This is a genomic window from Stutzerimonas kirkiae (assembly GCF_004327335.1).
Lineage (GTDB): Bacteria > Pseudomonadota > Gammaproteobacteria > Pseudomonadales > Pseudomonadaceae > Stutzerimonas > Stutzerimonas kirkiae.
Genome location: NZ_QJUO01000019.1, coordinates 1 through 21,253, shown reverse-complemented (window position 1 = coordinate 21,253; position 21,253 = coordinate 1). Strand labels below are relative to the sequence as shown.

At 64.9% G+C, this 21,253-nt stretch carries 26 protein-coding genes; 13 read left to right on the top strand and 13 right to left on the bottom strand.

Going from position 1 to position 21,253, the window contains the following annotated elements:
- Positions 1–42 precede the first annotated feature (42 nt).
- The 9 genes from hisG to DNJ95_RS11680 form a co-directional block, all read right to left on the bottom strand.
- On the bottom strand, positions 43–675 hold the full coding sequence (gene hisG / locus DNJ95_RS11720; RefSeq protein WP_131184913.1) for an ATP phosphoribosyltransferase: 633 nt from the start codon (positions 673–675) through the stop codon (positions 43–45).
- Positions 676–710: 35 nt separating this feature from the next.
- Positions 711–1,976 carry a UDP-N-acetylglucosamine 1-carboxyvinyltransferase gene (gene murA / locus DNJ95_RS11715; protein ID WP_131184912.1) on the bottom strand — a complete coding sequence of 422 codons (1,266 nt, stop codon included), beginning with the start codon at positions 1,974–1,976 and terminating at the stop codon, positions 711–713.
- A 55-nt stretch (positions 1,977–2,031) separates the two neighbouring features.
- Entirely contained in the window at positions 2,032–2,271 is a 240-nt protein-coding gene (locus DNJ95_RS11710; protein WP_131184911.1) for a BolA family protein, read from the bottom strand.
- Between the two features lie 210 nt (positions 2,272–2,481).
- The gene (locus tag DNJ95_RS11705) at positions 2,482–2,952 is read right to left on the bottom strand and encodes a phosphate-starvation-inducible protein PsiE (RefSeq protein WP_131184910.1); all 471 of its coding nucleotides are present in this window, start codon (positions 2,950–2,952) and stop codon (positions 2,482–2,484) included.
- Positions 2,953–3,073: 121 nt separating this feature from the next.
- Positions 3,074–3,394, bottom strand: a complete 321-nt coding sequence (locus tag DNJ95_RS11700; RefSeq protein ID WP_131184909.1) for an STAS domain-containing protein — start codon at positions 3,392–3,394, stop codon at positions 3,074–3,076.
- Positions 3,387–4,037, bottom strand: a complete 651-nt coding sequence (locus DNJ95_RS11695; RefSeq protein WP_131184908.1) for an MlaC/ttg2D family ABC transporter substrate-binding protein — start codon at positions 4,035–4,037, stop codon at positions 3,387–3,389. The genes DNJ95_RS11700 and DNJ95_RS11695 overlap by 8 nt, the downstream gene beginning before the upstream one ends.
- Before the next feature lie 12 nt (positions 4,038–4,049).
- The gene (gene mlaD / locus DNJ95_RS11690) at positions 4,050–4,508 is read right to left on the bottom strand and encodes an outer membrane lipid asymmetry maintenance protein MlaD (protein ID WP_131184907.1); all 459 of its coding nucleotides are present in this window, start codon (positions 4,506–4,508) and stop codon (positions 4,050–4,052) included.
- Positions 4,508–5,305 carry a lipid asymmetry maintenance ABC transporter permease subunit MlaE gene (gene mlaE, locus DNJ95_RS11685; protein WP_131184906.1) on the bottom strand — a complete coding sequence of 266 codons (798 nt, stop codon included), beginning with the start codon at positions 5,303–5,305 and terminating at the stop codon, positions 4,508–4,510. Before mlaE ends, mlaD begins: the two co-directional genes overlap by 1 nt.
- Complete coding sequence (locus DNJ95_RS11680; RefSeq protein WP_131184905.1) at positions 5,298–6,113, bottom strand: ATP-binding cassette domain-containing protein; 816 nt, start codon at positions 6,111–6,113, stop codon at positions 5,298–5,300. Before DNJ95_RS11680 ends, mlaE begins: the two co-directional genes overlap by 8 nt.
- Positions 6,114–6,408: 295 nt before the next feature.
- Here DNJ95_RS11680 and DNJ95_RS11675 point away from each other — a divergent pair, with 295 nt between their 5' ends.
- The 5 genes from DNJ95_RS11675 to lptB are packed head-to-tail and all read left to right on the top strand — an operon-like array spanning position 6,409 to position 9,740.
- Positions 6,409–7,383 (top strand): KpsF/GutQ family sugar-phosphate isomerase, encoded by a 975-nt coding sequence (locus tag DNJ95_RS11675; RefSeq protein ID WP_131184904.1) that lies wholly within the window; start codon positions 6,409–6,411, stop codon positions 7,381–7,383.
- Complete coding sequence (locus tag DNJ95_RS11670; protein WP_131184903.1) at positions 7,383–7,907, top strand: KdsC family phosphatase; 525 nt, start codon at positions 7,383–7,385, stop codon at positions 7,905–7,907. The genes DNJ95_RS11675 and DNJ95_RS11670 overlap by 1 nt, the downstream gene beginning before the upstream one ends.
- 12 nt (positions 7,908–7,919) lie before the next feature.
- Positions 7,920–8,492 (top strand): LPS export ABC transporter periplasmic protein LptC, encoded by a 573-nt coding sequence (lptC, locus tag DNJ95_RS11665; protein WP_131184902.1) that lies wholly within the window; start codon positions 7,920–7,922, stop codon positions 8,490–8,492.
- A complete protein-coding gene (lptA, locus tag DNJ95_RS11660; RefSeq protein ID WP_131184901.1) occupies positions 8,479–9,015 on the top strand; it encodes a lipopolysaccharide transport periplasmic protein LptA in 537 nt (178 codons plus the stop codon). The genes lptC and lptA overlap by 14 nt, the downstream gene beginning before the upstream one ends.
- Positions 9,015–9,740 (top strand): LPS export ABC transporter ATP-binding protein, encoded by a 726-nt coding sequence (gene lptB / locus DNJ95_RS11655; protein ID WP_131184900.1) that lies wholly within the window; start codon positions 9,015–9,017, stop codon positions 9,738–9,740. The genes lptA and lptB overlap by 1 nt, the downstream gene beginning before the upstream one ends.
- A 96-nt stretch (positions 9,741–9,836) precedes the next feature.
- Here lptB and DNJ95_RS11650 read toward each other — a convergent pair whose 3' ends face one another.
- The gene (locus DNJ95_RS11650) at positions 9,837–10,637 is read right to left on the bottom strand and encodes a helix-turn-helix transcriptional regulator (protein WP_131184899.1); all 801 of its coding nucleotides are present in this window, start codon (positions 10,635–10,637) and stop codon (positions 9,837–9,839) included.
- 170 nt (positions 10,638–10,807) lie between these two features.
- On the opposite strand from DNJ95_RS11650, the gene DNJ95_RS11645 reads away from it, so the two are divergent.
- The 5 genes from DNJ95_RS11645 to DNJ95_RS11625 are packed head-to-tail and all read left to right on the top strand — an operon-like array spanning position 10,808 to position 15,521.
- On the top strand, positions 10,808–11,893 hold the full coding sequence (locus tag DNJ95_RS11645; RefSeq protein WP_131184898.1) for an ABC transporter ATP-binding protein: 1,086 nt from the start codon (positions 10,808–10,810) through the stop codon (positions 11,891–11,893).
- A 3-nt stretch (positions 11,894–11,896) separates the two neighbouring features.
- Entirely contained in the window at positions 11,897–12,811 is a 915-nt protein-coding gene (locus tag DNJ95_RS11640) for an ABC transporter permease (protein WP_131184897.1), read from the top strand.
- On the top strand, positions 12,808–13,602 hold the full coding sequence (locus tag DNJ95_RS11635) for an ABC transporter permease (protein ID WP_131184896.1): 795 nt from the start codon (positions 12,808–12,810) through the stop codon (positions 13,600–13,602). The genes DNJ95_RS11640 and DNJ95_RS11635 overlap by 4 nt, the downstream gene beginning before the upstream one ends.
- Positions 13,603–13,630: 28 nt before the next feature.
- Positions 13,631–14,689, top strand: coding sequence for an extracellular solute-binding protein (locus DNJ95_RS11630; protein ID WP_131184895.1), 1,059 nt, complete (start codon positions 13,631–13,633; stop codon positions 14,687–14,689).
- A 49-nt stretch (positions 14,690–14,738) separates the two neighbouring features.
- Positions 14,739–15,521: a carbon-nitrogen hydrolase family protein gene (locus tag DNJ95_RS11625; RefSeq protein WP_165491558.1), complete on the top strand. Its 783-nt coding sequence runs from the start codon at positions 14,739–14,741 to the stop codon at positions 15,519–15,521.
- A 180-nt stretch (positions 15,522–15,701) separates the two neighbouring features.
- Here DNJ95_RS11625 and DNJ95_RS11620 read toward each other — a convergent pair whose 3' ends face one another.
- Positions 15,702–16,124 (bottom strand): hypothetical protein, encoded by a 423-nt coding sequence (locus tag DNJ95_RS11620; RefSeq protein ID WP_131184893.1) that lies wholly within the window; start codon positions 16,122–16,124, stop codon positions 15,702–15,704.
- A gap of 240 nt (positions 16,125–16,364) precedes the next feature.
- Here DNJ95_RS11620 and DNJ95_RS11615 point away from each other — a divergent pair, with 240 nt between their 5' ends.
- Positions 16,365–16,973: a cysteine dioxygenase family protein gene (locus tag DNJ95_RS11615; protein WP_131184892.1), complete on the top strand. Its 609-nt coding sequence runs from the start codon at positions 16,365–16,367 to the stop codon at positions 16,971–16,973.
- Positions 16,970–18,553 (top strand): rhodanese-related sulfurtransferase, encoded by a 1,584-nt coding sequence (locus DNJ95_RS11610; protein ID WP_131184891.1) that lies wholly within the window; start codon positions 16,970–16,972, stop codon positions 18,551–18,553. The genes DNJ95_RS11615 and DNJ95_RS11610 overlap by 4 nt, the downstream gene beginning before the upstream one ends.
- A gap of 174 nt (positions 18,554–18,727) precedes the next feature.
- On the opposite strand, the gene umuC is transcribed toward DNJ95_RS11610, so the two are convergent.
- Positions 18,728–20,002: a translesion error-prone DNA polymerase V subunit UmuC gene (umuC, locus tag DNJ95_RS11605; protein WP_131184890.1), complete on the bottom strand. Its 1,275-nt coding sequence runs from the start codon at positions 20,000–20,002 to the stop codon at positions 18,728–18,730.
- A complete protein-coding gene (locus DNJ95_RS11600) occupies positions 19,995–20,432 on the bottom strand; it encodes a LexA family protein (RefSeq protein WP_131184889.1) in 438 nt (145 codons plus the stop codon). Before DNJ95_RS11600 ends, umuC begins: the two co-directional genes overlap by 8 nt.
- 113 nt (positions 20,433–20,545) lie before the next feature.
- On the opposite strand from DNJ95_RS11600, the gene DNJ95_RS11595 reads away from it, so the two are divergent.
- A partial coding sequence (locus tag DNJ95_RS11595) for an endonuclease (protein ID WP_131184888.1) occupies positions 20,546–21,253 on the top strand: 708 nt, incomplete at its 3' end.

The window sequence follows — 21,253 nt, the reverse complement described above, 5'->3', positions numbered from 1 at the left end:
CATTTTCGGCATTCCCGCCATCCCTGGCGGTCACACACGGTATCAGCCGTGGTGTCGTCCGACCGCCGCGCCCAGGGTGTCGATCAGCGCCTGGATACGCACATGCTGCATCTTCATCGAAGCCTTGTTCACCACCAGCCGCGAACTGACATGGGCGATCAGCTCCTGTGGCTCCAGGCCATTGGCGCGCAAGGTGTTGCCGGTATCCACCACATCGATGATCTTGTCCGCCAGCCCCACCAGCGGCGCCAGCTCCATGGAGCCGTAAAGCTTGATGATATCGACCTGGCGGCCCTGCTCGGCATAGTAGGCCTTGGCCACATTGACGAACTTGGTCGCCACCCGCAGGCGGCCCCTGGGCTCGGGCTCGCCCGTGCGCCCGGCGGTCATCAGCTTGCAGCGGGCGATCTTCAGGTCCAGCGGCTCGTACAACCCCTGGCCGCCGTATTCCATCAGTACATCCTTGCCCGCCACCCCCAGGTCGGCAGCGCCATGCTCGACATAGGTCGGCACATCGGTGGCGCGCACGATCAGCAGGCGCACATCATCCTGGCTGGTCGGGATGATCAGTTTGCGGCTCTTGTCCGGGTTCTCGGTCGGCACGATGCCCGCTTCCGCCAGCAGCGGCAGCGTGTCATCGAGGATGCGACCTTTGGAGAGCGCGATGGTGAGCATGGAGCGGTTTCCTTGGAAAATGGCAGGACCGGAGGTCAACCCGGTATACGGCGAATTTTCGCCCCGAGCAGTTGCAGCTTCTCTTCGATGCACTCGTAGCCACGGTCGATATGGTAAATGCGGTCGATCAGCGTCTCGCCATCGGCCACCAGGCCGGCGATCACCAGGCTGGCGGAGGCACGCAGGTCGGTCGCCATCACCGGCGCGCCCTTGAGACGCTCGACACCGGTGACGATGGCGGTATTGCCTTCGACGAGGATCTGCGCGCCCATGCGGTTCATCTCGTAGACATGCATGAAGCGGTTCTCGAACACCGTTTCGATCACCGTGCCGGTGCCTTCGGCCACCGCGTTCAACGCGATGAACTGCGCCTGCATATCGGTCGGGAACGCCGGATAGGGCGCGGTGCGCACACTGACCGCCTTCGGCCGATTGCCCTTCATATCCAGTTCGATCCAGTTGCTGCCGGTGTCGATATGGGCGCCCGCCTCTTCCAGCTTGTGCAGCACGGCTTCCAGCAGGGTGGCGTCGGTGTCCTTGAGCTTGACCCGGCCACCGGTCGCCGCGGCGGCCACCAGATAGGTGCCGGTTTCGATGCGGTCCGGCATCACGCTGTAGCGCCCGCCACCCAGGCGCTTGACGCCATCGATGACGATGGTGTCGGTGCCCGCTCCGGAAACCTGCGCACCCATGGCATTGAGGAAGTTGGCCAGGTCGACCACTTCCGGCTCACGGGCGGCGTTTTCCAGGATGGTACGGCCAGTGGCCAGGGCCGCCGCCATCATGATGTTCTCGGTACCGGTGACACTGACGATATCGAAGAAGAAGGTCGCCCCACGCAGGCCGCCAGCCGGCGCCCGGGCCTTGATGTAGCCGCCCTCGACATCGATCTGCGCCCCCATCGCTTCCAGGCCGCGAATGTGCAGATCGACCGGGCGCGAACCGATCGCGCAACCACCCGGCAGCGCCACCTCGGCCTCGCCGAAACGCGCCAGCATCGGCCCCAGCACCAGGATCGAGGCACGCATGGTCTTGACCAGATCATAGGGCGCGACCAGCGTCTTGATGCGGCTGGCATCGACTTCGACACTGAGTTTCTCGTCGATCACCGGCTCGACGCCCATGCGCCCGAACAGCTCGATCATCGTGGTGATATCGTGCAGGTGCGGCAGGTTGCAGACGGTGACCGGCGTATCGGCCAGCAGCGTTGCGGCCAGGATCGGCAGGGCCGAATTCTTGGCACCGGAAATACGAATCTCTCCACTGAGGCGATCGCCACCGGTAATGATCAGTTTGTCCATGGAATAGTCTCGAAGAGGCCGGCCACAAGGCCGCCAGAAGTGTCCGTTGCCCGCCTCAGGCGCGAGCGGCCCAATCGGCCTGACTGAAGAATTTCATGGTGACGGCATGGATGCTGCCGTCCGCGATCCAGGGGTTCAGGTGTGCGTAGATCTGTTGCTGCCGCTTGACCGGGCTGAGGCTGGCCAGTTCGTCACCAATCAGATTCAACTGAAAGTTGCAGCCTTCGCCTTCGACTTCCACCTGCACGTTCGGAAGCTTCTCTTCCAGGAAACGTTTAACTTCTAGAGCCTGCATGTTCAACCTCGTTCGGCGCCAGCGCGCACGGGCCGGACATCATACAAAAAAGCCGCGTGACTGCGAAGCCTGAAACAGAAGGAACAGCTTCGAGCTGGAGGCTGGAGGCTGGAGGCTGGAGGCTGGAGGCAAGCGTGAAGCCGCCCTCCGTACAAGCAAGCGACTTTCACCCGACAACAGGGCCGTTTCTAGCCTCCAGCCTATGACCGCCTAATTACCGACATTGTCGCCGACCACATCCCCGGTGGAGTCGATGGCCTTGCTCGAAGGGTACTTGTACGAGGCGTAGCGCACGGCGAGCACCGACAGCGCCAGCAGGAATATTCCCCCGCACAGATACAGCAAGCCGATATCCGGGGCCTTGTGATGGGAAACATCGCCGATCAGGTAACGGGTCAGTGCGGTGATGGCGATATACAGCAGGAAGCGGATCGGCAGATGGTTGGTCTTGAAATAGATCCCGACCATCGCCCCCAGCTCCAGGTAGATGAACAACAGCAGGATGTCATCGACGTTGACCCGGCCCTTGTCGAGCATATCCATGAAGGCCTCCACCGAAGCCCAGGCCGTGACCGCGCCGATGGCGAACAGCCCGAGATAGTGAAAGCCCTCGACCATCAGGTTGCCAATGGCATTGGCACCGTTGTGCATGCGCTCACGGCTATTGTCCGCCCACTTCATATCCTGCCTCCTTGAAATAGAATCCCGATAATCAGCGGTCCCTCATCGCGCGATGAGTACATCCAGCCCACGGACAGCGAGGCTCGCGAGCGTTTCGCGGGCCAGCCCACCGCCAGAAGCCTCAGGCCGGGGTGGCCGGCTCCAGCGCCAGTACATCGGCCAGCCCGGAGACGCTGGCGATCTTCGACATATCCGGCGTCAGGCCGGTGATGCGCAACTCGCGGCCGAAGGCGCGCGCATCGCGGGTGAACGCCAGCAGCAGCGACAGACCGACGCTGCTGGAATAGCTGACCCCCGAACAGTCGAGCACCAGCGCCTGCCGCGTCGTACTGCGCAGCAGCGCCTGCCCGGCCTTGCGCAACTCTGGCCCGCTGCGATGATCGAGCACACCGCCAAGCAGCAGCCGGCCCTGGTCATCCAGCGCGATATGTCCTTCACTCATCGCCGACAGCCTGTCTGGCCGCCTCGCTGTCCTTGGCCTTCGCCACCACCGCGGCCCAGCCGTCGATGGTACGGTCAAGATTATTGCCGTTGCGTTGCATGGCGTCGGCGAACTGATCGCGGAACAGCTTGCCGATATTGATGCCGTTGATGATCACATTGCGCACCCGCCACTCGCCGTCGAGGCTGACCATGGTGTAGGACACCGGGTAGATCTCGCCCTGGCGACCAGTCACTTCCATGCCGACGCTGGTGCGCTGCGGATCCTGCCGGCCGCTTGGCGGTAGCACGCGAATCTGCTGGTTGTTGTATTCGAGCAGCGCATTGCCATAGAACTGCATCAGGCTGCGTTTGAAGTTATCCTCGAAGCGCTGCATTTGCGCGGCACTGGCGGAGCGCGAGTACTTCACCGTCATGATGCTGCGGGAAATCCCCCCGGCATCCACCACCGGCCCGAGGATGCGATTGAGCGACTCATAGAAGGCCGCCGGGTCCTGGGCATAGCGCTCCTTGTTGGCCTTCAGATCAATCAGCAACTCGTTGGTGGTCGCCTGGATCACTTCATGGGCACTGGGCGCGGCCTGGGCCAGCAGCGGCAACAGGGCAAGCGCGACCAGCAGGCCGCGGCGCAGGGCAGTCATCATCTCGCTATGTCCTCATTCTTTATTGACGGAGTTGAGCAGGAACTTGCCGATCAGGTCCTCGAGCACCAGGGAAGACTGGGTATCGGCGATGGTGTCGCCGTCCTTCAGCACTTCATCCTCGCCACCGACGCTGATACCGATGTATTTCTCGCCCAGCAGCCCGGCGGTCAGGATCGAGGCGGTCGAATCGGTCGGCAGGATATCCACGTTCTTGCGAATCTCCAGGGTGACACGCCCCATGTAGCTTTCGCGGTCCAGGTCGATGGCCGTGACCTTACCGATGTTCACACCGGCCATGGTCACTTTCGATCTGACCGTCAAACCCGCGATATTGTCGAAATAGGCATAGAGCTTGTAGCCCTCGCCATTGGCGACAGTAAGGCCACTGACACGCAACGACAGCAGCAGCAGGGCCAGCAGGCCGGCCAGCAGAAACAGGCCGACACCTATTTCGAGGGTGCGGATACGCATCAGAAATCTCCAAACATCAAGGCAGTCAAAATGAAATCCAACCCCAGCACCGCGAGCGAGGCGTACACCACGGTTCGTGTCGTGGCGCGGCTGATACCTTCGGACGTCGGCTCGCAGTCGTAGCCCTGGAACACCGCGATCCAGGTCACCACCAGCGCGAAGACGACACTCTTGATCACGCCGTTGACCACGTCCGAGCTGAAACTGACGCTGTTCTGCATGTTGGCCCAGAACGAGCCTTCATAGACGCCCAGCCATTGCACCGCGACCATGGCGCCGCCCCAGATACCGACGACATTGAAGATCAGCGTCAGCAGCGGCAGGGAAATGAACCCGGCCCACAGGCGCGGCGCGATGATGTATTTCAACGGGTCGACACCGATCACCTCCAGGCTCGACAACTGCTCAGTGGACTTCATGTTGCCGATCTCGGCGGCCAGCGCGGAACCGGCACGCCCGGCGAACAGCAGCGCGGTGACCACCGGCCCCAGCTCCCGCAGCAGGGTCAGGGCGATCATCTGCCCCACCGCCTGCTCCGACCCGTAACTGCTGAGGATGCTGTAACCCTGCAGCGCCAGCACCATGCCGATGAACAGGCCCGATACCACGATGATCGCCAGCGACAACACACCGACCGAATACAGTTGCCTGACCAGCAGCGCGAAGCCGCCGGAAAACCCCCTGCGGCCCGCCAGGGCGTGAAACAGGAACAACGAGGAGCGCCCGAGGGCCTCCACCACGTCGATACCCGCCTTGCCCAGCAGGCGCACGCGCTCGAGCGCGGAACGCTTACGCATCACCACCTCCAAGAAGATCCTCGGCATAGTCCGGGCCGGGGAAATGGAACGGCACCGGCCCGTCCGCCGCGCCCAGCATGAACTGGCGGATACGCGGGTCGTCGGCATCGCGCAGTTGTTGCGGCGTGCCATGCCCCAGCACCTGGCCATCACCGACCACATAGATGTAGTCGGCAATGCTGGCGGTCTCGGCCAGGTCGTGGGAAACCACGATACTGGTGATACCCAGGGCATCGTTGAGCAGCCGGATCAGCCGTACCAGAACACCCATGGCGATCGGGTCCTGCCCGGCGAAGGGTTCGTCGTAGAGGAGAATCTGCGGGTCCAGCGCGATCGCCCGGGCCAGCGCAACCCGGCGCTTCATGCCACCGGACAGTTCGTCCGGCATCAGTTCCACGGCGCCGCGCAGGCCGACCGCCTGCAGCTTCATCAGCACGATGTCGCGGATCATTTCTTCCGGCAGGCGGGTGTGTACGCGCAAGGGAAAGGCGACGTTCTCGAACACATCCAGGTCAGTGAACAGCGCGCCACTCTGGAACAGCAGGCCCAATTGCTTGCGCATCTCGAACAGCTCGCCGCGCGACAGCGTCGGCAGGTTCTGCCCAGCCACCCAGACTTCGCCGCGATCGGGCAGCAGTTGTGCCGCGATCAACCGTAGCAAGGTCGTCTTGCCGCAGCCGGACGGGCCCATGATGGCCGTGACCTTGCCACGGGCGATGGCGAGATCGATATTCTTGAAAATGCTTCGCTCGCCGCGCTTGAAGGTCAGGTTCTTCAGCTCGACAGCGTAGGCCTCAGCGACACTCATCAGCTTTCCTCGACACGGGGCACGCAGAACAGACGCCGTGAAACGGCGCCGGGATACGTCCGCACAGCCCCCAAGGCGGCGAACTATATCACCGCCCCCGGTACCTCCCAAGCCGAGAGCGTGTCAGTCCGTGTATTCGTTCAGCGGCCATTCAAGCAGCACGCGGCACAACGGAGAGTGATTCTCGATCAACCCCTGAACAACGCCATGGATCGCCTCCCTGGCGTCTTTTCCCGATGAGCGCGCCGAGAATTATCGCTATAATCGGCGTTTTTCAGTCTGGCGACCCGACGCGATGACTCAAAGCAAGCAACTGATCGAAACAGCCCTGCGTACCATCCGCCTGGAAATCGAAGCCGTCGAGCAACTGAGCTCGCGCATCGACCAGGACTTCGCCCAGGCCTGCCGGCTGATACTCGAAAGCAAGGGCCGGGTGGTCGTCGTCGGCATGGGCAAGTCCGGCCACGTCGGCCGCAAGATCGCCGCCACCCTGGCCAGCACCGGCACCGCGGCCTTCTTCGTGCACCCGGGGGAAGCCAGCCATGGCGACATGGGCATGATCACCCGCGATGACGTGGTACTGGCGCTGTCCAATTCGGGCACCACCAACGAGATCATCACCCTGCTGCCATTGATCAAGCGCCTCGGCATCACCCTGATCAGCATGACCGGAAACCCCTCCTCGGTACTGTCGCGCGCCGCCGAGGTCAACCTGGACGCCAGTGTCGCCGTCGAGGCCTGCCCGCTGAACCTGGCGCCGACCTCCTCCACCACCGCCAGCCTGGTGCTCGGCGACGCCCTGGCCATCGCCCTGCTCGAGGCCCGCGGCTTCACCGCCGAGGATTTCGCCTTCTCGCACCCGGGCGGTGCGCTGGGCCGCCGCCTGTTGCTCAAGGTGGAGAACGTCATGCACACCGGCGCGCAACTGCCGACGGTGAAACGTGGCACCTCGCTGCGCGAAGCCCTGCTGGAAATGACCCACAAGGGCCTGGGCATGACCATCGTCCTCGAGGACGACGGCAGCCTGGCCGGGGTCTTCACCGATGGCGACCTGCGCCGCACCCTGGACAAGGGCATCGACGTGCGCCAGGCCAGCATCGACGATGTGATGACCGCGCGCGGCAAGGTCGCCAACGCCGAAATGCTCGCGGCCGAGGCCCTGAAGATCATGGAAGACCACAAGATCAGCTCGCTTATCGTGGTCGACGAGCGCAACCGTCCGATCGGCGCGCTCAATATGCACGACCTGCTGCGCGCGGGAGTCATGTAATGCAACCAGACCTGCTGCAACGCGCCCGTGACGTGCGCCTGGCGATCTTCGACGTGGATGGCGTACTGACCGACGGGCGCCTGTACTTCCTCGAAGACGGCAGCGAATTCAAGACCTTCAACACCCTGGACGGCCACGGCATCAAGATGCTGATCGCCTCCGGTGTGCGCACCGCCATCATCAGCGGGCGCAAGACCCCGGTGGTCGAGCGCCGGGCCAGCAACCTGGGTATCCAGCATCTCTACCAGGGCCGCGAAGACAAGCTGGTGGTACTCGACGACCTGCTCGCCGAACTGGGCCTCGAATATCGCCAGGTCGCCTATCTGGGCGACGACCTGCCTGACCTTCCGGTGATTCGCAGGGTCGGATTGGGCATGGCGGTCGCCAGCGCCGACGGCTTCGTGCGCGCAAACGCCCACGGCGTCACCCGCGCACGCGGCGGAGAAGGCGCCGCCCGCGAATTCTGCGAGTTGATCATGCAGGCCCAGGGCACCCTGGAAAACGCCCGCTCGGCCTACCTGTAGGCAGGAGGACACATGCTGCGAAAATTGCGTCTGCCAGTCATCCTGGCCCTGGCCATCGCCCTGCTGGTAGCGGTCGGCTACTGGAACATCCGCCCGGAAAGCTTCATGCGCCAGGCGGAAACCACCCGTTCGGCAACGCCGGCCGTGGACTTCTACGTGCTCAACTCACGTACCGTGCAATACCAGGCCGACGGCAAGCTCGACTACATCATGACCTCGGAAAAACTCGAACATATCGATACCACCGACATCAGCCTGCTGACCCGTCCCGACCTCCACTCCTTCCGCGGTAGCGAGCACCCCTGGCATATCCGCAGCGAACGTGGCGAAGTCTCGCCCGGCGGCGAGGAAATCGAATTGATGGAACAGGTCAGGGTGGAACGTACCGATGCCAAGGGCCGTCAGACCATTCTCACCACCAGTCGCCTGACCGTACAGCCCGATAAGGATTATGCCGAGACCCGGCAACCCGTTAGAATCGAGGCAGCCAATGGTGTCACCACGGCAACGGGCATGAAAACGTACCTTAACGAGGGCAGGATGCTCCTGCTTTCCAATGTAAGAGGCCAGCATGAGCTGCGTTAAGACCCTTCACCTTCTGCTCGGCTTGAGCGCATCCCTGCTTGCCGCCAGCGCCTGGGCCCTGCCCGAGGACCGCAACCAGCCCATCCGCGTCCAGGCCGATACCGCCGAACTCGATGACAAGCAGGGCGTGGCCGTGTATCGGGGCGATGTCGTCATCACCCAGGGCACCCTGAAGATCACCGGTGACACGGTCACCATCACCCAGACCGCCAGTGGCGACATCGACGTGTTCACCTCCGTCGGCAAGCCCGCCTACTACGAACAGAAACCGGCGCTCGACAAGCCCATCGTCAAGGCCTACGGCCTGACCATCCAGTATTTCTCGAGCAACGAGCGCATCGTCCTGATCGACCAGGCCAAGGTGGTGCAGGAAGGCAACACCTTCGAAGGCGAGAAGATCGTCTATGACACCCGGCGCCAGATCGTCAATGCCGGTCGCGCCAACGACAGTTCGATCACCACCCCGCGCCCGCGGGTCGACATGGTGATCCAGCCCCGCAACAAAGAAGAGCAGGCGCAATAATGGCGACCCTCAAGGCCCAGCACCTGGCCAAGAGCTACAAGGGGCGGCAGGTCGTGCGCGACGTCAGCCTGTCCATCGAGAGCGGGCAGATCGTCGGCCTGCTCGGCCCCAACGGGGCCGGCAAGACCACCTGCTTCTATATGATCGTCGGCCTGGTGAACGCCGACCAGGGCCGCGTCCTGATCGACCAGCAGGATGTCACTCACCTGCCCATGCATGGCCGCGCCCACGCCGGCGTCGGCTACCTGCCACAGGAAGCCTCGATCTTCCGCAAGCTGTCGGTGGCCGACAACATCATGGCCATCCTGGAAATCCGCAAGGGCCTCGACCGCGCCGGCCGCCAGCGCGAACTCGAGTCCCTGCTGCAGGAATTCCATATCAGCCATATCCGCGACAGCCTCGGCATGAGCCTGTCCGGTGGCGAACGCCGCCGCGTGGAAATCGCCCGGGCACTGGCCAGCGCGCCCAAGTTCATCCTGCTCGACGAACCCTTCGCCGGTGTCGACCCGATTTCCGTCGGCGACATCAAGCAGATCATCCACCACCTCAAGGCCAAGGGCATCGGCGTCCTCATCACCGACCACAACGTGCGCGAGACCCTGGACATCTGCGAAACCGCCTACATCGTCAACGACGGCCAGCTTATCGCCGAAGGAAGCGCAGAGGCGGTGCTGGGCAACGACCTGGTCAAGGAAGTCTACCTGGGGCATGAGTTTCGCCTGTAGGCGGGAGAGCCGACGAGAGCGCTGGAGGCTGAACGAGACCTGTCGGCCCACCTTTTCGTCCAGCCTCCAGCGCTTTTACCGGCCTCATGGCCTTTGCTACAAGCTGGAAAAGATCGGCATCAACAGGGCGAACAGTTCCGCCTGGGAACTGATGTTGCATTTGCCATAGAGCTGGCGGCGGAACACCTTGACCGTGTCCACGCTGATACCCAGGTTGAGCGAGATGGACAGCGACGAATGCCCGCGCAGGATATACATGGCCACCTCGGCCTGGCGCGGGCTGAGGCGGATGTCGTGGCGCTCGCGCAGGGCCAGCCGCAAGCGCTCGATCACCGGCGCCAGGGTGATGTCGGCGCTGGCGCCAGGGTCGTAGTCGTGCCAGTGCACCTCGCATAGCGCGGTAAGTGCGTGCTCACGGCGCTTGAGCATCTGCACCTCCCGCTTCGAATACAGCCTGCCACTGCTGCGGTCACGGCCAAAACAGGCGGTGAGCGTAGTGTCGTGCCCCAGGCTGGCGAACACCGCCACCTCATCCACCAGCGTGGTGTTCTGGTAATACTCGCGAAAGTAGCTGGTCTGGCGGAATTGGTCCGGCGCCAGGTCGAACAACTGGTGCACGCCGGCCCGCAGGCCGCTGGCATGCGCGTGGTAGTACGGGTCCAGCAGGTAGGCCGCCTTCAGGTAGTGGCCATCCATGTTCTGGTAGACCACCGGGTCCACGCACTCGCGGTAGAAGGCCACCGGATTGCGGTCCTTGTGGTAGGCCAGAATGATCAGGTTGTCGAACGGCACCAGCCGCCGCACATAGTGCGCGAAGGCTTCGGCGAAACTCGGCTGCCCCAGCGCGCGCAGCGCCTGCGCCAGGGCTCGGTCTTCCTGTGTCACCGGACCACCCATGGCTGCCTCCTCGCAATAACGGCATGGCGACATACCACACCAGGGTTATGTACCACCTAAATAAGCACAAATAGACTCTAACCCATCATTCAGGTGGTATCAATTTGTGCTTCGCTCTCCGAGCGGCCTCCCGATACCGGCCTCAACGTCACAACGCGCCGGAGAGCATCGTGCAGGACACCGCCATTTCCATCCGCCAGGTCGCCAAGCGCTTCGGCGACTTCACCGCGCTGCATGAGGTCTCCCTCGACATCCGCCAGGGCGAGTTCTTCACCCTGCTGGGGCCTTCCGGTTGCGGCAAGACTACATTGCTGCGCCTGCTGGGTGGTTTCGAACCGGCCAGCGGCGGGCAGATCCGCCTGTTCGGCCAGGAGATCGAACGCCTGCCGGCCAACCGGCGCCCGATCAACACGGTGTTCCAGCAGTACGCGCTGTTCCCGCACATGAGCATCCACGAGAACGTGCAGTTCGGTATGCGCATGCTGGGTATCGGCCGCCGCGAACGGGAGGCCCGCGCCAGCGAGATGCTGCAGCGGGTGCAACTGGAACGCTTCGCGCAACGCCGCCCTGGCGAATTGTCCGGCGGCCAGCAGCAGCGCGTGGCCCTCGCCCGCGCCCTGGCGCCACGGCCCAAGGTACTGCTGCTGGACGAACCGCTGTCGGCACTGGACCTCAAGCTGCGCCAGGCCATGCGCCTGGAGCTCAAGCAACTGCAGGAGGACATGGCCATCACCTTCGTCTTCGTCACCCACGACCAGGAAGAGGCGCTGACCCTGTCCGACCGCATCGCGGTGATGTCCGCCGGGGAAATCCAGCAGGTCGGCAGCCCGCGTGAAATCTACGAGGAGCCGGCCAACCGCTTCGTCGCCGACTTCATCGGCGAAACCAACCTGCTGCAGGTCAGCGTGCAGCAAAGCGGCACGGACGGCTGGCTGCACTGCCAGTTGGCGAATGGCGGCGAGGCGCAGCCCTTGCGCTGCCCGGTCGCCCCGGGCATCCGCCCCGGGCAGAGCGCCTGGCTGTCGATCCGCCCCGAGCGCCTGTCGCTGAGCGCGCCGGACGCGACCGGCGCAGGCCTGGACGGGGTGATCCGGCAGAGCATCTACATGGGCACCGACACCCAGTACGTGGTGGCGCTGGCGGACGGCCAGACACTGGTCGCACGCCTGCAGAACGGCGGCGAAGCCCCCTGGAACCGGGGCGCTGCCGTGCGGGTGGGGCTGGATCAACAGGCTGCGCGCCTGCTCGGAGCCTGAGGCATGAACAAGACTTCCCCACTTGAACACGAAGGCCTGCGCCGCGGCCTGCTGCTGGCGCCCAGCCTGCTGGTGATCGGCCTGTTCCTGGTGCTGCCACTGGGCATGGTACTGCTGTTCTCCTTTCTCCAGCCCGGCACCTATGGCGGCGTGGAGTGGCAGTTCTCCAGCGCTGCCTACGTGCAGTTCCTGTTCGAGGAGGACTTCCTCAGCGAGGAGCGTGTATTCAACCCCGCCTACCTGCAGATTTTCGGCGCCTCGCTGCTGCAGGCCTGCCTGGCCACCCTCACCTGCCTGCTGATCGGCTTCCCCACTGCCTACTTCATCGCCACCCGGCCCGCCTCGACGCGCGGCCTGTGGTTGTTCGCGATCACCATTCCCTACTGGGTCAACCTGCTGATCCGCACGCTGTCGATGCTGTTCCTGATCCGCGACCAGGGGCCGCTCAACGAGTGGCTGATGGCCGCCGGCTGGATCGACACGCCACTGAAGCTCGCCTACACGCCGTTCGCGGTAGCGCTGGGGCTGTTCTATTCCTACCTGCCATTCATGGTGCTGCCGCTGTACGCCGCCATCGAGCGCTTCGATTTCGCCCTGCTCAGCGCAGCCCGCGATCTCTACGCCAACCGCTGGGCCGCCCTGCGCCATGTACTGATACCCGGCGTGCGCGGCGGCATCATCGCCGGTTGCCTGCTGGTGTTCATCCCCTCGCTGGGCGCCTTCATCGCCCCCGACATACTGGGCGGCGGCAAGCAACTGATGATCGGCAACCTGATCGCCCTGCAATTCCAGGGTTCGCGCAACTGGCCCTTCGGCTCGGCGGCGGCGGTGATCCTGCTGAGCATGGTGCTCGGCCTGCTGCTGCTCTTCGCCCGGCACGCCCGCCGCGCCACTGCCGGCACAGGAACCCGCCCATGAGCCTGGACATCAAGCACTACCCCGGCGCCCGGACCATTACCCTGCTCTGCCTGTTCGTGCTCTATGCGCCGATGGTGGTCATCACCCTCTACTCGTTCAATTCGCTGCGCTCGATCACCCGCTGGGGCGGCTTCACCTTCGACTGGTACCTGAAGGCCTTCGACAACCCGGCGATCCAGAGCGCGGCGTTCAACTCGCTGAGCATCGCCCTCTGCGCCTCGACCCTGGCCACCGCCATCGCCCTCTGCGCCGCCATGGCGCTGCTGCGTGGCCACCCGTTTCGCGGACAGACCGCGCTGTTCGGGCTGATCAACCTGCCGCTGATGATCCCGGAAATCGTCACCGCCGTGGCCAGCCTGGTGTTCTTCATCGCCATCGACCTGTCCCTGGGCCTCGGCACCCTGCTGATCGCGCATACCGTGTTCTGCATCCCCTTCGCCTACCTGCCGATCTCGGCCCGGCTGAAAAGCATCAGCCGCCAGTACGACGAAGCCGCGCGCGACCTCTACGCCAGCCGCTGGGCGAGCTTCCGCCACGTCACCCTGCCGCTGCTGATGCCCGGCGTGATGGCCGGCGCGATGCTGGCGTTCATCGTTTCGCTGGACGACTTCATCGTCGCCAACATGGTCGCCGGCCCCGGCGCCTCGACCCTGCCGATGACCATCTACAGCATGGCGCGCATCGGCTTCACCCCCGAGATCAACGCCGTCTCCAGCCTGCTGCTGGCGACCTCGACCCTGTTCGTCGCACTGTCCTGGCTGCTCAACCGGCCAGGCCGCGACAGACCCTGAAGACCGACGCCAACCTGGAGAAACCACCATGAGCACCCGCCACAAGCCCCCGTTCACCCGCCTCGCGCGTACCCTGCTCGCCATCGGCGGCAGCCTGCTGCTCAACGCCACCGCCCAGGCAGCCGGCGAACTGAAGCTCTACAACTGGTCGGACTACATGCCGCAGGCGCTGCTGGACAAATTCTCCGCCGAATACGACGTGAAGGTGATACAGGACACCTACGACAGCAACGAAACGCTGCTGGCCAGGCTCAAGTCCGGGGTCACCGGCTACGACGTGGCGGTGCCAGGCGACTACATGGTGGCGATCCTCGCCCGCGAGGGGCTACTGGAAAAGGTCGAACCTAACCAGTTGCCCAACTTCAAGCACATCAAGCCGGAGCTGGTGGATGTCTACTTCGATCCGGGCCGCCACTATTCGGTGCCCTACCAGTTCGGCACCACCTCCTTCATGGTCGACACCCAGGTCTACCAGGGCGATATCGACACCCTGGCCATCCTGTTCGAGCCGCCCGCCGAGCTGAAGGGCCGCATCAACGTCTTCCGCGATGTCAACGACGTGATCAACGCCGCGCTGCGCTACAAGGGCTTCGCCACCTGCAACGCCAACCGCGCCGAACTGAAGGAAGTCAACGACCTGCTGCTGTCGGCCCGCGGCGGCTGGCTGAGCATCATGTCCGACGGCGCACGCGAGACGCTGGTTTCCGGTGATGCGGCAGTCTCGATGATCTGGAACGGCATGGGCCTGCGTGCGCGCATGGAGAAACCCAGCCTGCGCTATGCCTACCCGAAGGAAGGCCTGACCGCCTGGGCGGACAACCTGGTGGTACTCAAGGGCGCCAGGAACCTGGAAAACGCCAAGCTGTTCATGAACTTCCTGATGGAGCCGGAGAACGCCGCTGCACTGACCAACTTCGCCGGCTACACCGCCGGCGTGGAAGGCACCGAGCCGTTCCTCGAGGAGAAGTTCAAGGGTGCCCTCGAACTCGACCCGCCAGCCGACGCCAGGCCCGCCGAGTTCGTACCACCCTGCGAGCCCGAGGTGGTGAGGCTCTACGACCGGATCTGGACCAACCTGCTGAAATGAGTACCACGGGCAGGCCCATGTGCCTGCCTCGGACGACAAGGATCGGACATTGAAAATCACCGCTTACCAGGGAACCCCGAGCGCCGCCGACAAGGCCGCCAACCTCGGCCTCGTCGAACGGGTCTGCCGTGCCGCCACGCTGCTCGGCAGCGATGTCACGGTGTTCCCCGAACTGTTCGTCACCGGCTACAACCTCGGCGAACGCCTGCTCACCCTGGCCGAACCGCTCGATGGCGACAGCCTCGACGAACTGGCGCGCATCGCGCGTACGCACCGCCAGGCCATCGTCATCGGCCTGCCCGAGCGCGATGGCGACAGCCTCTACAACACCGCCGTGGCCATCGACGCCGAGGGCCGCCTGCTGGCGCGACACCGCAAGGTGTTCCTGTTCGGCGAGGTGGAGAAGCGCCTGTTCCGCCCCGGCGACAGCTTCGACACCTTCGAGCTGTGCGGCCAGCGCTGCGGCCTGTCGATCTGCTACGACCTGGAGTTCCCGGAGAGCGCCCGGGAAGTCGCCTGGCGCGGCGCGCGGGTACTGTTCAACCCCACCGCCAACATGAGCCCCTACCATGAGGTGCCGGCCACCCTGGCCCGCGCCCGCGCGCTGGAAAATGGCCTGGTGGTGGTCTACGCCAACCTCTGCGGGCACGAGGGCGATCAGGAGTACACCGGCCTCAGCGCCATCATCGCCCCGGACGGCACCGACCTGGCGCGTGCGGGCCGTGACACCTGCCTGCTGCTGGCCGACACGGCCCCCTCCCAGCGGCGCTGGGAAGTGCACCCCTGGTCCACCCAGTTGGCCGACCTGCAGGCCTGGCGCGACAGCCACTGAGGCTCGGGGGTGCGCCCCCTGCAACATTCGGCTGCGGATGGATAACGGCGGCTCCGCGCACACCCGGGCGATCGACGCCACCATCCCTGGTGCGCGCGGCGCACCCTACGGCAGAGCGGCAGAGCATGTGCTGACATTCGTGGCGTGACGCCAAGGTCTGCCAGGCAGGCCGGGCATCGCTCAGGCGCTGGTATCGACCAGGCTGCCCGTCGTATCGGAAGTCAGTTCCAGCAAGGCGGCGGTGGCCGCCATAAGCGCCGCGCTGGTGGCCGCCACCTGGGCCTGGATCGACTGCAGGCGTGCTTGCGCCGCCAGGTCATCGGCGGCCTCGGCACTGGCCTCGCGCAGTTCCTGCTGCTGTTGCGTGAGCTGCTTCTGCAGTTCGTCGATCAGCTCCCGCAGTTCCTCGATTGCCTCATCGCCATCATCGCTATCGCTTTCGCTCGCCGCCGAACCACCAAGGGCGAGCGCGCCGCCCTTGATCTGCTGCGCGCCGCCGGCGTTGCCGGCGGCCTCCGTCTCTTCGCTGGCCGCCGTATCGCCACTGGCCGGCGTGACACTGGAACTGTTCGAATAAATACCGTTACCGATAGAACTGATCATGGCACTGCCCCTGAAACGACTACCCGCTCGCGGGCTATCGACCCCGCGCCGGCGAACTTGAGCCGGCCACATGCCAGCAGCCCCCGGCGGCTTTCCGAACGCAGCCCTGTTAATTCAATTTCCGCATATTAGATTATTACCAAATTGAATTTTTGTGATTAAAGGAAGATTGTTAAGGTAGCCCTGTCCGATCGCCATCCCATGCCGGTCGCTCCATCAGCGCTAATGGACCCATACGCCATGACCACCCCTCTTCGCCTCGACCGCCTGCGCGACTTCATCGACGCGCTCGCCGAACTGCTGGAAAACCAGACGGATGAGGCCCTCATCCTGGAGCACGGCAGCGCGCTCCTGCGGCAACTGGTCAGCCACGACGACTGGCTGCCCGAAGCCTTCGCCCAGCCCGATCCGCAGCACTACCAGCAATACCTGCTGCACGCGGACTCGCGCCAGCGCTTCTCCATCGTCAGTTTCGTCTGGGGGCCGGGGCAGAGCACGCCGGTGCATGACCATCGGGTCTGGGGGCTGATCGGCATGCTGCGCGGCGCCGAATATTCGCAGGGCTTCGCCTTCGCCGGGGATGGCAGCCTGCTCCCGCAGGGCGAGGCCGTGCGCCTGGAGCCGGGCCAGGTCGAAGCGGTGTCGCCGCGCATCGGCGACATCCACCAGGTCAGCAACGCCCACGCCGACCGGGTGTCCATCAGCATTCACGTCTACGGCGCCAACATCGGCGCCGTCAGACGCGCGGTATTCCACGCCGATGGCAGCGAAAAACCCTTTATCTCCGGCTATTCCAACCCCTATCTTCCCAACCTGTGGGACCTTTCCAAAGAGAACCTTGCGTCATGAGCCGAATCACCACCCGCGCGTTCCACTCCATTCGCCAGGCCCTGCTCGAACAGCAGGAGGTGGCGCTGATCGACGTGCGCGAAGAAGCGCCCTTCGCCGAGGCACATCCGCTGTTCGCCGCCAATATCCCGCTGTCCAGACTGGAGCTGGAAATCCATGCCCGCGTACCGCGGCGCGATACCGCGATCACCGTCTACGACGATGGCGAAGCCCTGGCCCAGGTCGCCGCCGAGCGCCTGCTCGCCCTCGGCTACAGCGATGTCGCCCTGCTCGAAGGCGGCCTGGCCGGCTGGCGCGAGGCCGGTGGCGAGCTGTTCCGCGACGTCAACGTACCGAGCAAGGCCTTCGGCGAGCTGGTGGAAAGCGTCCGCCATACGCCTTCGCTGGCCGCCGAAGAGGTCCAGGCGCTGCTCGATGCCAAGGCCGACGTGGTAGTGCTGGACGCCCGCCGCTTCGACGAATACCAGACCATGAGCATCCCCAGCGGCATCAGCGTGCCGGGCGCCGAACTGGTGCTGCGCGCCCGCGAGCTGGCGCCGGCCCCGAACACCCGGGTGATCGTCAACTGCGCCGGCCGCACCCGCAGCATCATCGGCACCCAGTCGCTGCTCAACGCCGGCCTGCCCAACCCGGTGGCGGCGCTGCGCAACGGCACCATCGGCTGGACCCTCGCCGGCCAGCGCCTGGAACATGGCCAGGCCCGCCGCTTCGGCGAGGTCGGCGCCGCCACCCGCGAGCAGGCCGGCCGGGACGCCCGCAGCGTGGCGGACAAGGCCGGCGTCGGCCGCGCCAGCCGCGTCGACCTGCGGCGCTGGCAGGCCGAGGCCGGCCGTACCACCTACCTGTTCGACGTGCGCACCCCGGAAGAATACGAGGCTGGCCACCTGCCCGGCGCCCGCAGTACGCCGGGCGGCCAGTTGGTGCAGGAGACCGATCACTACGCCAGTGTGCGCGGCGCCCGCGTGGTACTGGCCGATGACGATGGCGTGCGCGCCAACATGAGCGCTTCCTGGCTGGCCCAACTGGGCTGGGAAGTGCATGTGCTGGACGACGCCGATGCCAACGCATTCAGCGAGCGCGGCGCCTGGCAGGCGCCGTTGCCGCCGTTGCCGCAACCGCGGGCGGTCGACGCGCCGACCCTGGACGCCTGGCTGGCCGAGGGCGACACCCTGGTGCTGGACTTCACTAGCAGCGCCAACCATATCGCCCGGCACATCCCCGGCGCCTGGTGGGTACTGCGCTCGCAACTGCCGCAGGCCCTGGAGCGCCTGCCGCTGGCCAAGCGCTATGTGCTCACCTGCGGCAGCAGCCTGCTGGCGCGCTTCGCGGTGGACGAGCTGAAGGAGCTGACCGGCAAGCCGGTGTTCCTGCTGGAAGGCGGCAACGCCGCCTGGGTCGCCGCCGGCCTGCCGACCGAAAGCGGCGACGAGCGCCTCGCGGTACCGCGCAGCGACCGCTACCGCCGCCCCTACGAAGGCACCGACAACCCGCGAGAAGCCATGCAGGGCTACCTGGACTGGGAGTTCGGCCTGGTCGAACAACTCGCCCGGGATGGCACCCATGGGTTCTTCGTGATCTGAAAACCTGTTCACGATCTCGCGAGCCAAGGGCACCGTGGGGTGTGCCATGCACACCGGCTTCTGGGCTCAGGTGCGCGCGGCGCACCCTGAACCTGATAGTCGCGAGCGGTATGGCCACGCAAAATATCGCGAGAATATCCTGAACGCTTCTGAGAAACGGCGCCCCGGACCTGCTCAACGGGCGCCTACCGTCCAGACGTGCCCCGCGTTCGTCGTGTAGCGCGGGCTCAGCATGTCCCGTCTCATCGCCCATTCGGGGTTGGCCGCGACCCGGCCGCCGTGAATCGTCCCCTTGCCCCAGCGCGCGTTGATCCGATCGAGAACGGCCATCACCCGCATGGTTTCCGGCGGCGGCTGCGGGGCGAACAGATCGCCAGTGATCTCGTTGCGCCGGCAAAGGTCGAGCAACATCACCTCGGCCTTGCTGTATGCGTAACCCTGCCGGTAGACATGCTCGAGAGCGAGCAGCGCGTAATGGGTGATCAACCGCGTATCGTCGCTTGCGTAAGGCAACTGCAACGCCACGCCCCGGGCGTATTTCGCGTCCTGCGGATTGTGCATGCCGGTGCGGATGCCCACGCGGACCAGTCGGCACACGGAGCGCTGTGCCCTGAGTCGTTCGCAGGCGGTGGCCGCGTAGGTGGCCACCGCCTGACGAATCGGCTCGATCTCGCGCAGCCGCCTGCCGAACATCCTCGAACTGCAGATATCCCGCTTCGCACCCGCCGCATCCTCCAGCGCCAGGCATGAGGTACCACGCAACTCGCGCGCCGTCTTCTCGATCACCACGTTGAATCGCTTGCGCAGCATCCTCGCGTCGGCGTCGGCCAGGTCCCGGGCGGTCCTGATTCCCAGGGCGTTCAGGTGCTCGACCATACGCCGCCCGATGCCCCACACAGCGCTGACCGGCAGCACCTTCAGCAACTTGTCGCGGCGCAGCGGATCGCGCAGGTCGACTACCCCGCCAGTCTGCCGCTGCCACTTCTTTGCCGCGTGGTTGGCGAGCTTCGCCAGGGTTTTCGTGGGCGCAATGCCGACCCCCGTGGGGATACCGGTGTACTTCAGTACGCGGGTGCGGATCTGTCGGCCGATCCGCTCGAGATCGCCCGTCACGCCGCTCAGGTCGGCGAAAGCCTCGTCGATGCTGTAGACCTCCAGTGCTGGCACCATGCCTTCGATGACACTCATGACCCGCTCGCTCATGTCGCCGTAGAGCGCGTAATTACTGCTGAACACGGCGATACCATGCCGGCGCAACGTGTCCTTCACCTGGAAATAAGGCGCCCCCATCCTGATGAAAGGCTTCGCATCCGCGCTTCTCGCGATCACGCATCCATCGTTGTTCGACAGCACCACGATCGGCTTGCGCATCAGGTCGGGCCGGAACACTCTCTCGCAACTGCAATAGAAGGCGTTGCAGTCGATCAGGGCGAAGGCCGGCTCAGCCACTGGCGCGCCCTCGCCGACACAGCCCGATCAGGACGCCCCAGATATGCAGGTCCTCGGCCTCCAGCACATGGCGCGGCGGGTGGTCCGTATGGGCCGAGCGCAGCACCACCTGCGCCCCCTCGCGGTCGAATATCTTCAGTAGCGGCTCGCCGTTCAGGCAGGCGACCACCACATCGTCCCGACGCGGTTGCAGCGACTTGTCGATCAGTACGAAGTCGCCGTCGAGGATGCCCAGCCCGGTCAGACTGTGCCCAGCGACCCGCACCAGGAAAATCTGCGGCCGATGCAGGCCGAACAGCTCATCCAGGCTGACGCGCTGCTCGATGTGATCCTGCGCCGGGCTGGGAAACCCTGCCGGAACGCTGGGCAGGAAAAAGGGAATCGCCATCGCGGATGGCGCAATTGATCCGATGATCGAAACAGAACTCATCGCCAGGCCTCAATATACTGTACATAATTACAGTACATGATTTTCCCCGGCCGCCCAGTCGCCGTCGGACGAACGACATTCTCCCCACGCGACCAATCCGCTATAACTGCCCCATGCCCAGACCCCGATCCATCGCGCCCGCCGAACTGTACGAGTACCCCGCCCACTTGCGTGACACCGTTTCCGCGATGCCGGGCGGGCCAGGCGTCTACCTGCTATTCGGGGCCGCCGGTGCGCCCCTGTACATCGGCAAGAGCGTCAACCTACGCGCCAGGCTGCTATCCCACCTGCGCACCCCGGAGGAAGCCCGGCTGCTTCGCCAGACCCGAAGCATCGAGGTACGCCCCACCGCCGGAGAAGTCGGCGCCCTGCTCCTGGAGTCACGGCTGATCAAGGAGTTGCAGCCGCTGTACAACAAGCGCCTGCGCAAGAGCCGGCGCCTGTCTTCCATAGCGCTTTGCGAGGAGGGGATCGACATCGTCGACACCACGGCAGCGGCCGCTACACGCCCGTTGTACGGGCTTTTCCGATCCCGCAGAGCGGCGACCGAATCGCTGTGCGAACTGGCCGACGAGCATGGCCTGTGCCTGGCCCTGCTCGGGCTCGAGCGCCCCAGCGGTCGGGCGTGCTTTCGCCATCAGATCGGAAAATGCCGGGGGGCATGCGTCGGCCACGAAAGCCCCGGCGAACATCGCCAGCGCTTATCCGAGGCGCTGGCGAACTGGAAGGTCGAGCACTGGCCCCATCCCGCCGCCATTGCGCTGTACGAACGGCACGACGAGCTCGAAGCCTTCCATGTCATCAACCAGTGGCACTACCTC

Excerpts from the sequence above, each read along its gene's own strand:
- hisG (WP_131184913.1), bottom strand. The coding sequence starts at position 675 with ATGCTCACCATCGCGCTCTCCAAAGGTCGCATCCTCGATGACACGCTG.
- murA (WP_131184912.1), bottom strand. The coding sequence starts at position 1,976 with ATGGACAAACTGATCATTACCGGTGGCGATCGCCTCAGTGGAGAGATT.
- DNJ95_RS11710 (WP_131184911.1), bottom strand. The coding sequence starts at position 2,271 with ATGCAGGCTCTAGAAGTTAAACGTTTCCTGGAAGAGAAGCTTCCGAAC.
- DNJ95_RS11705 (WP_131184910.1), bottom strand. The coding sequence starts at position 2,952 with ATGAAGTGGGCGGACAATAGCCGTGAGCGCATGCACAACGGTGCCAAT.
- DNJ95_RS11700 (WP_131184909.1), bottom strand. The coding sequence starts at position 3,394 with ATGAGTGAAGGACATATCGCGCTGGATGACCAGGGCCGGCTGCTGCTT.
- DNJ95_RS11695 (WP_131184908.1), bottom strand. The coding sequence starts at position 4,037 with ATGATGACTGCCCTGCGCCGCGGCCTGCTGGTCGCGCTTGCCCTGTTG.
- mlaD (WP_131184907.1), bottom strand. The coding sequence starts at position 4,508 with ATGCGTATCCGCACCCTCGAAATAGGTGTCGGCCTGTTTCTGCTGGCC.
- mlaE (WP_131184906.1), bottom strand. The coding sequence starts at position 5,305 with ATGCGTAAGCGTTCCGCGCTCGAGCGCGTGCGCCTGCTGGGCAAGGCG.
- DNJ95_RS11680 (WP_131184905.1), bottom strand. The coding sequence starts at position 6,113 with ATGAGTGTCGCTGAGGCCTACGCTGTCGAGCTGAAGAACCTGACCTTC.
- DNJ95_RS11675 (WP_131184904.1), top strand. The coding sequence starts at position 6,409 with ATGACTCAAAGCAAGCAACTGATCGAAACAGCCCTGCGTACCATCCGC.
- DNJ95_RS11670 (WP_131184903.1), top strand. The coding sequence starts at position 7,383 with ATGCAACCAGACCTGCTGCAACGCGCCCGTGACGTGCGCCTGGCGATC.
- lptC (WP_131184902.1), top strand. The coding sequence starts at position 7,920 with ATGCTGCGAAAATTGCGTCTGCCAGTCATCCTGGCCCTGGCCATCGCC.
- lptA (WP_131184901.1), top strand. The coding sequence starts at position 8,479 with ATGAGCTGCGTTAAGACCCTTCACCTTCTGCTCGGCTTGAGCGCATCC.
- lptB (WP_131184900.1), top strand. The coding sequence starts at position 9,015 with ATGGCGACCCTCAAGGCCCAGCACCTGGCCAAGAGCTACAAGGGGCGG.
- DNJ95_RS11650 (WP_131184899.1), bottom strand. The coding sequence starts at position 10,637 with ATGGGTGGTCCGGTGACACAGGAAGACCGAGCCCTGGCGCAGGCGCTG.
- DNJ95_RS11640 (WP_131184897.1), top strand. The coding sequence starts at position 11,897 with ATGAACAAGACTTCCCCACTTGAACACGAAGGCCTGCGCCGCGGCCTG.
- DNJ95_RS11635 (WP_131184896.1), top strand. The coding sequence starts at position 12,808 with ATGAGCCTGGACATCAAGCACTACCCCGGCGCCCGGACCATTACCCTG.
- DNJ95_RS11630 (WP_131184895.1), top strand. The coding sequence starts at position 13,631 with ATGAGCACCCGCCACAAGCCCCCGTTCACCCGCCTCGCGCGTACCCTG.
- DNJ95_RS11620 (WP_131184893.1), bottom strand. The coding sequence starts at position 16,124 with ATGATCAGTTCTATCGGTAACGGTATTTATTCGAACAGTTCCAGTGTC.
- DNJ95_RS11615 (WP_131184892.1), top strand. The coding sequence starts at position 16,365 with ATGACCACCCCTCTTCGCCTCGACCGCCTGCGCGACTTCATCGACGCG.
- DNJ95_RS11610 (WP_131184891.1), top strand. The coding sequence starts at position 16,970 with ATGAGCCGAATCACCACCCGCGCGTTCCACTCCATTCGCCAGGCCCTG.
- DNJ95_RS11600 (WP_131184889.1), bottom strand. The coding sequence starts at position 20,432 with ATGAGTTCTGTTTCGATCATCGGATCAATTGCGCCATCCGCGATGGCG.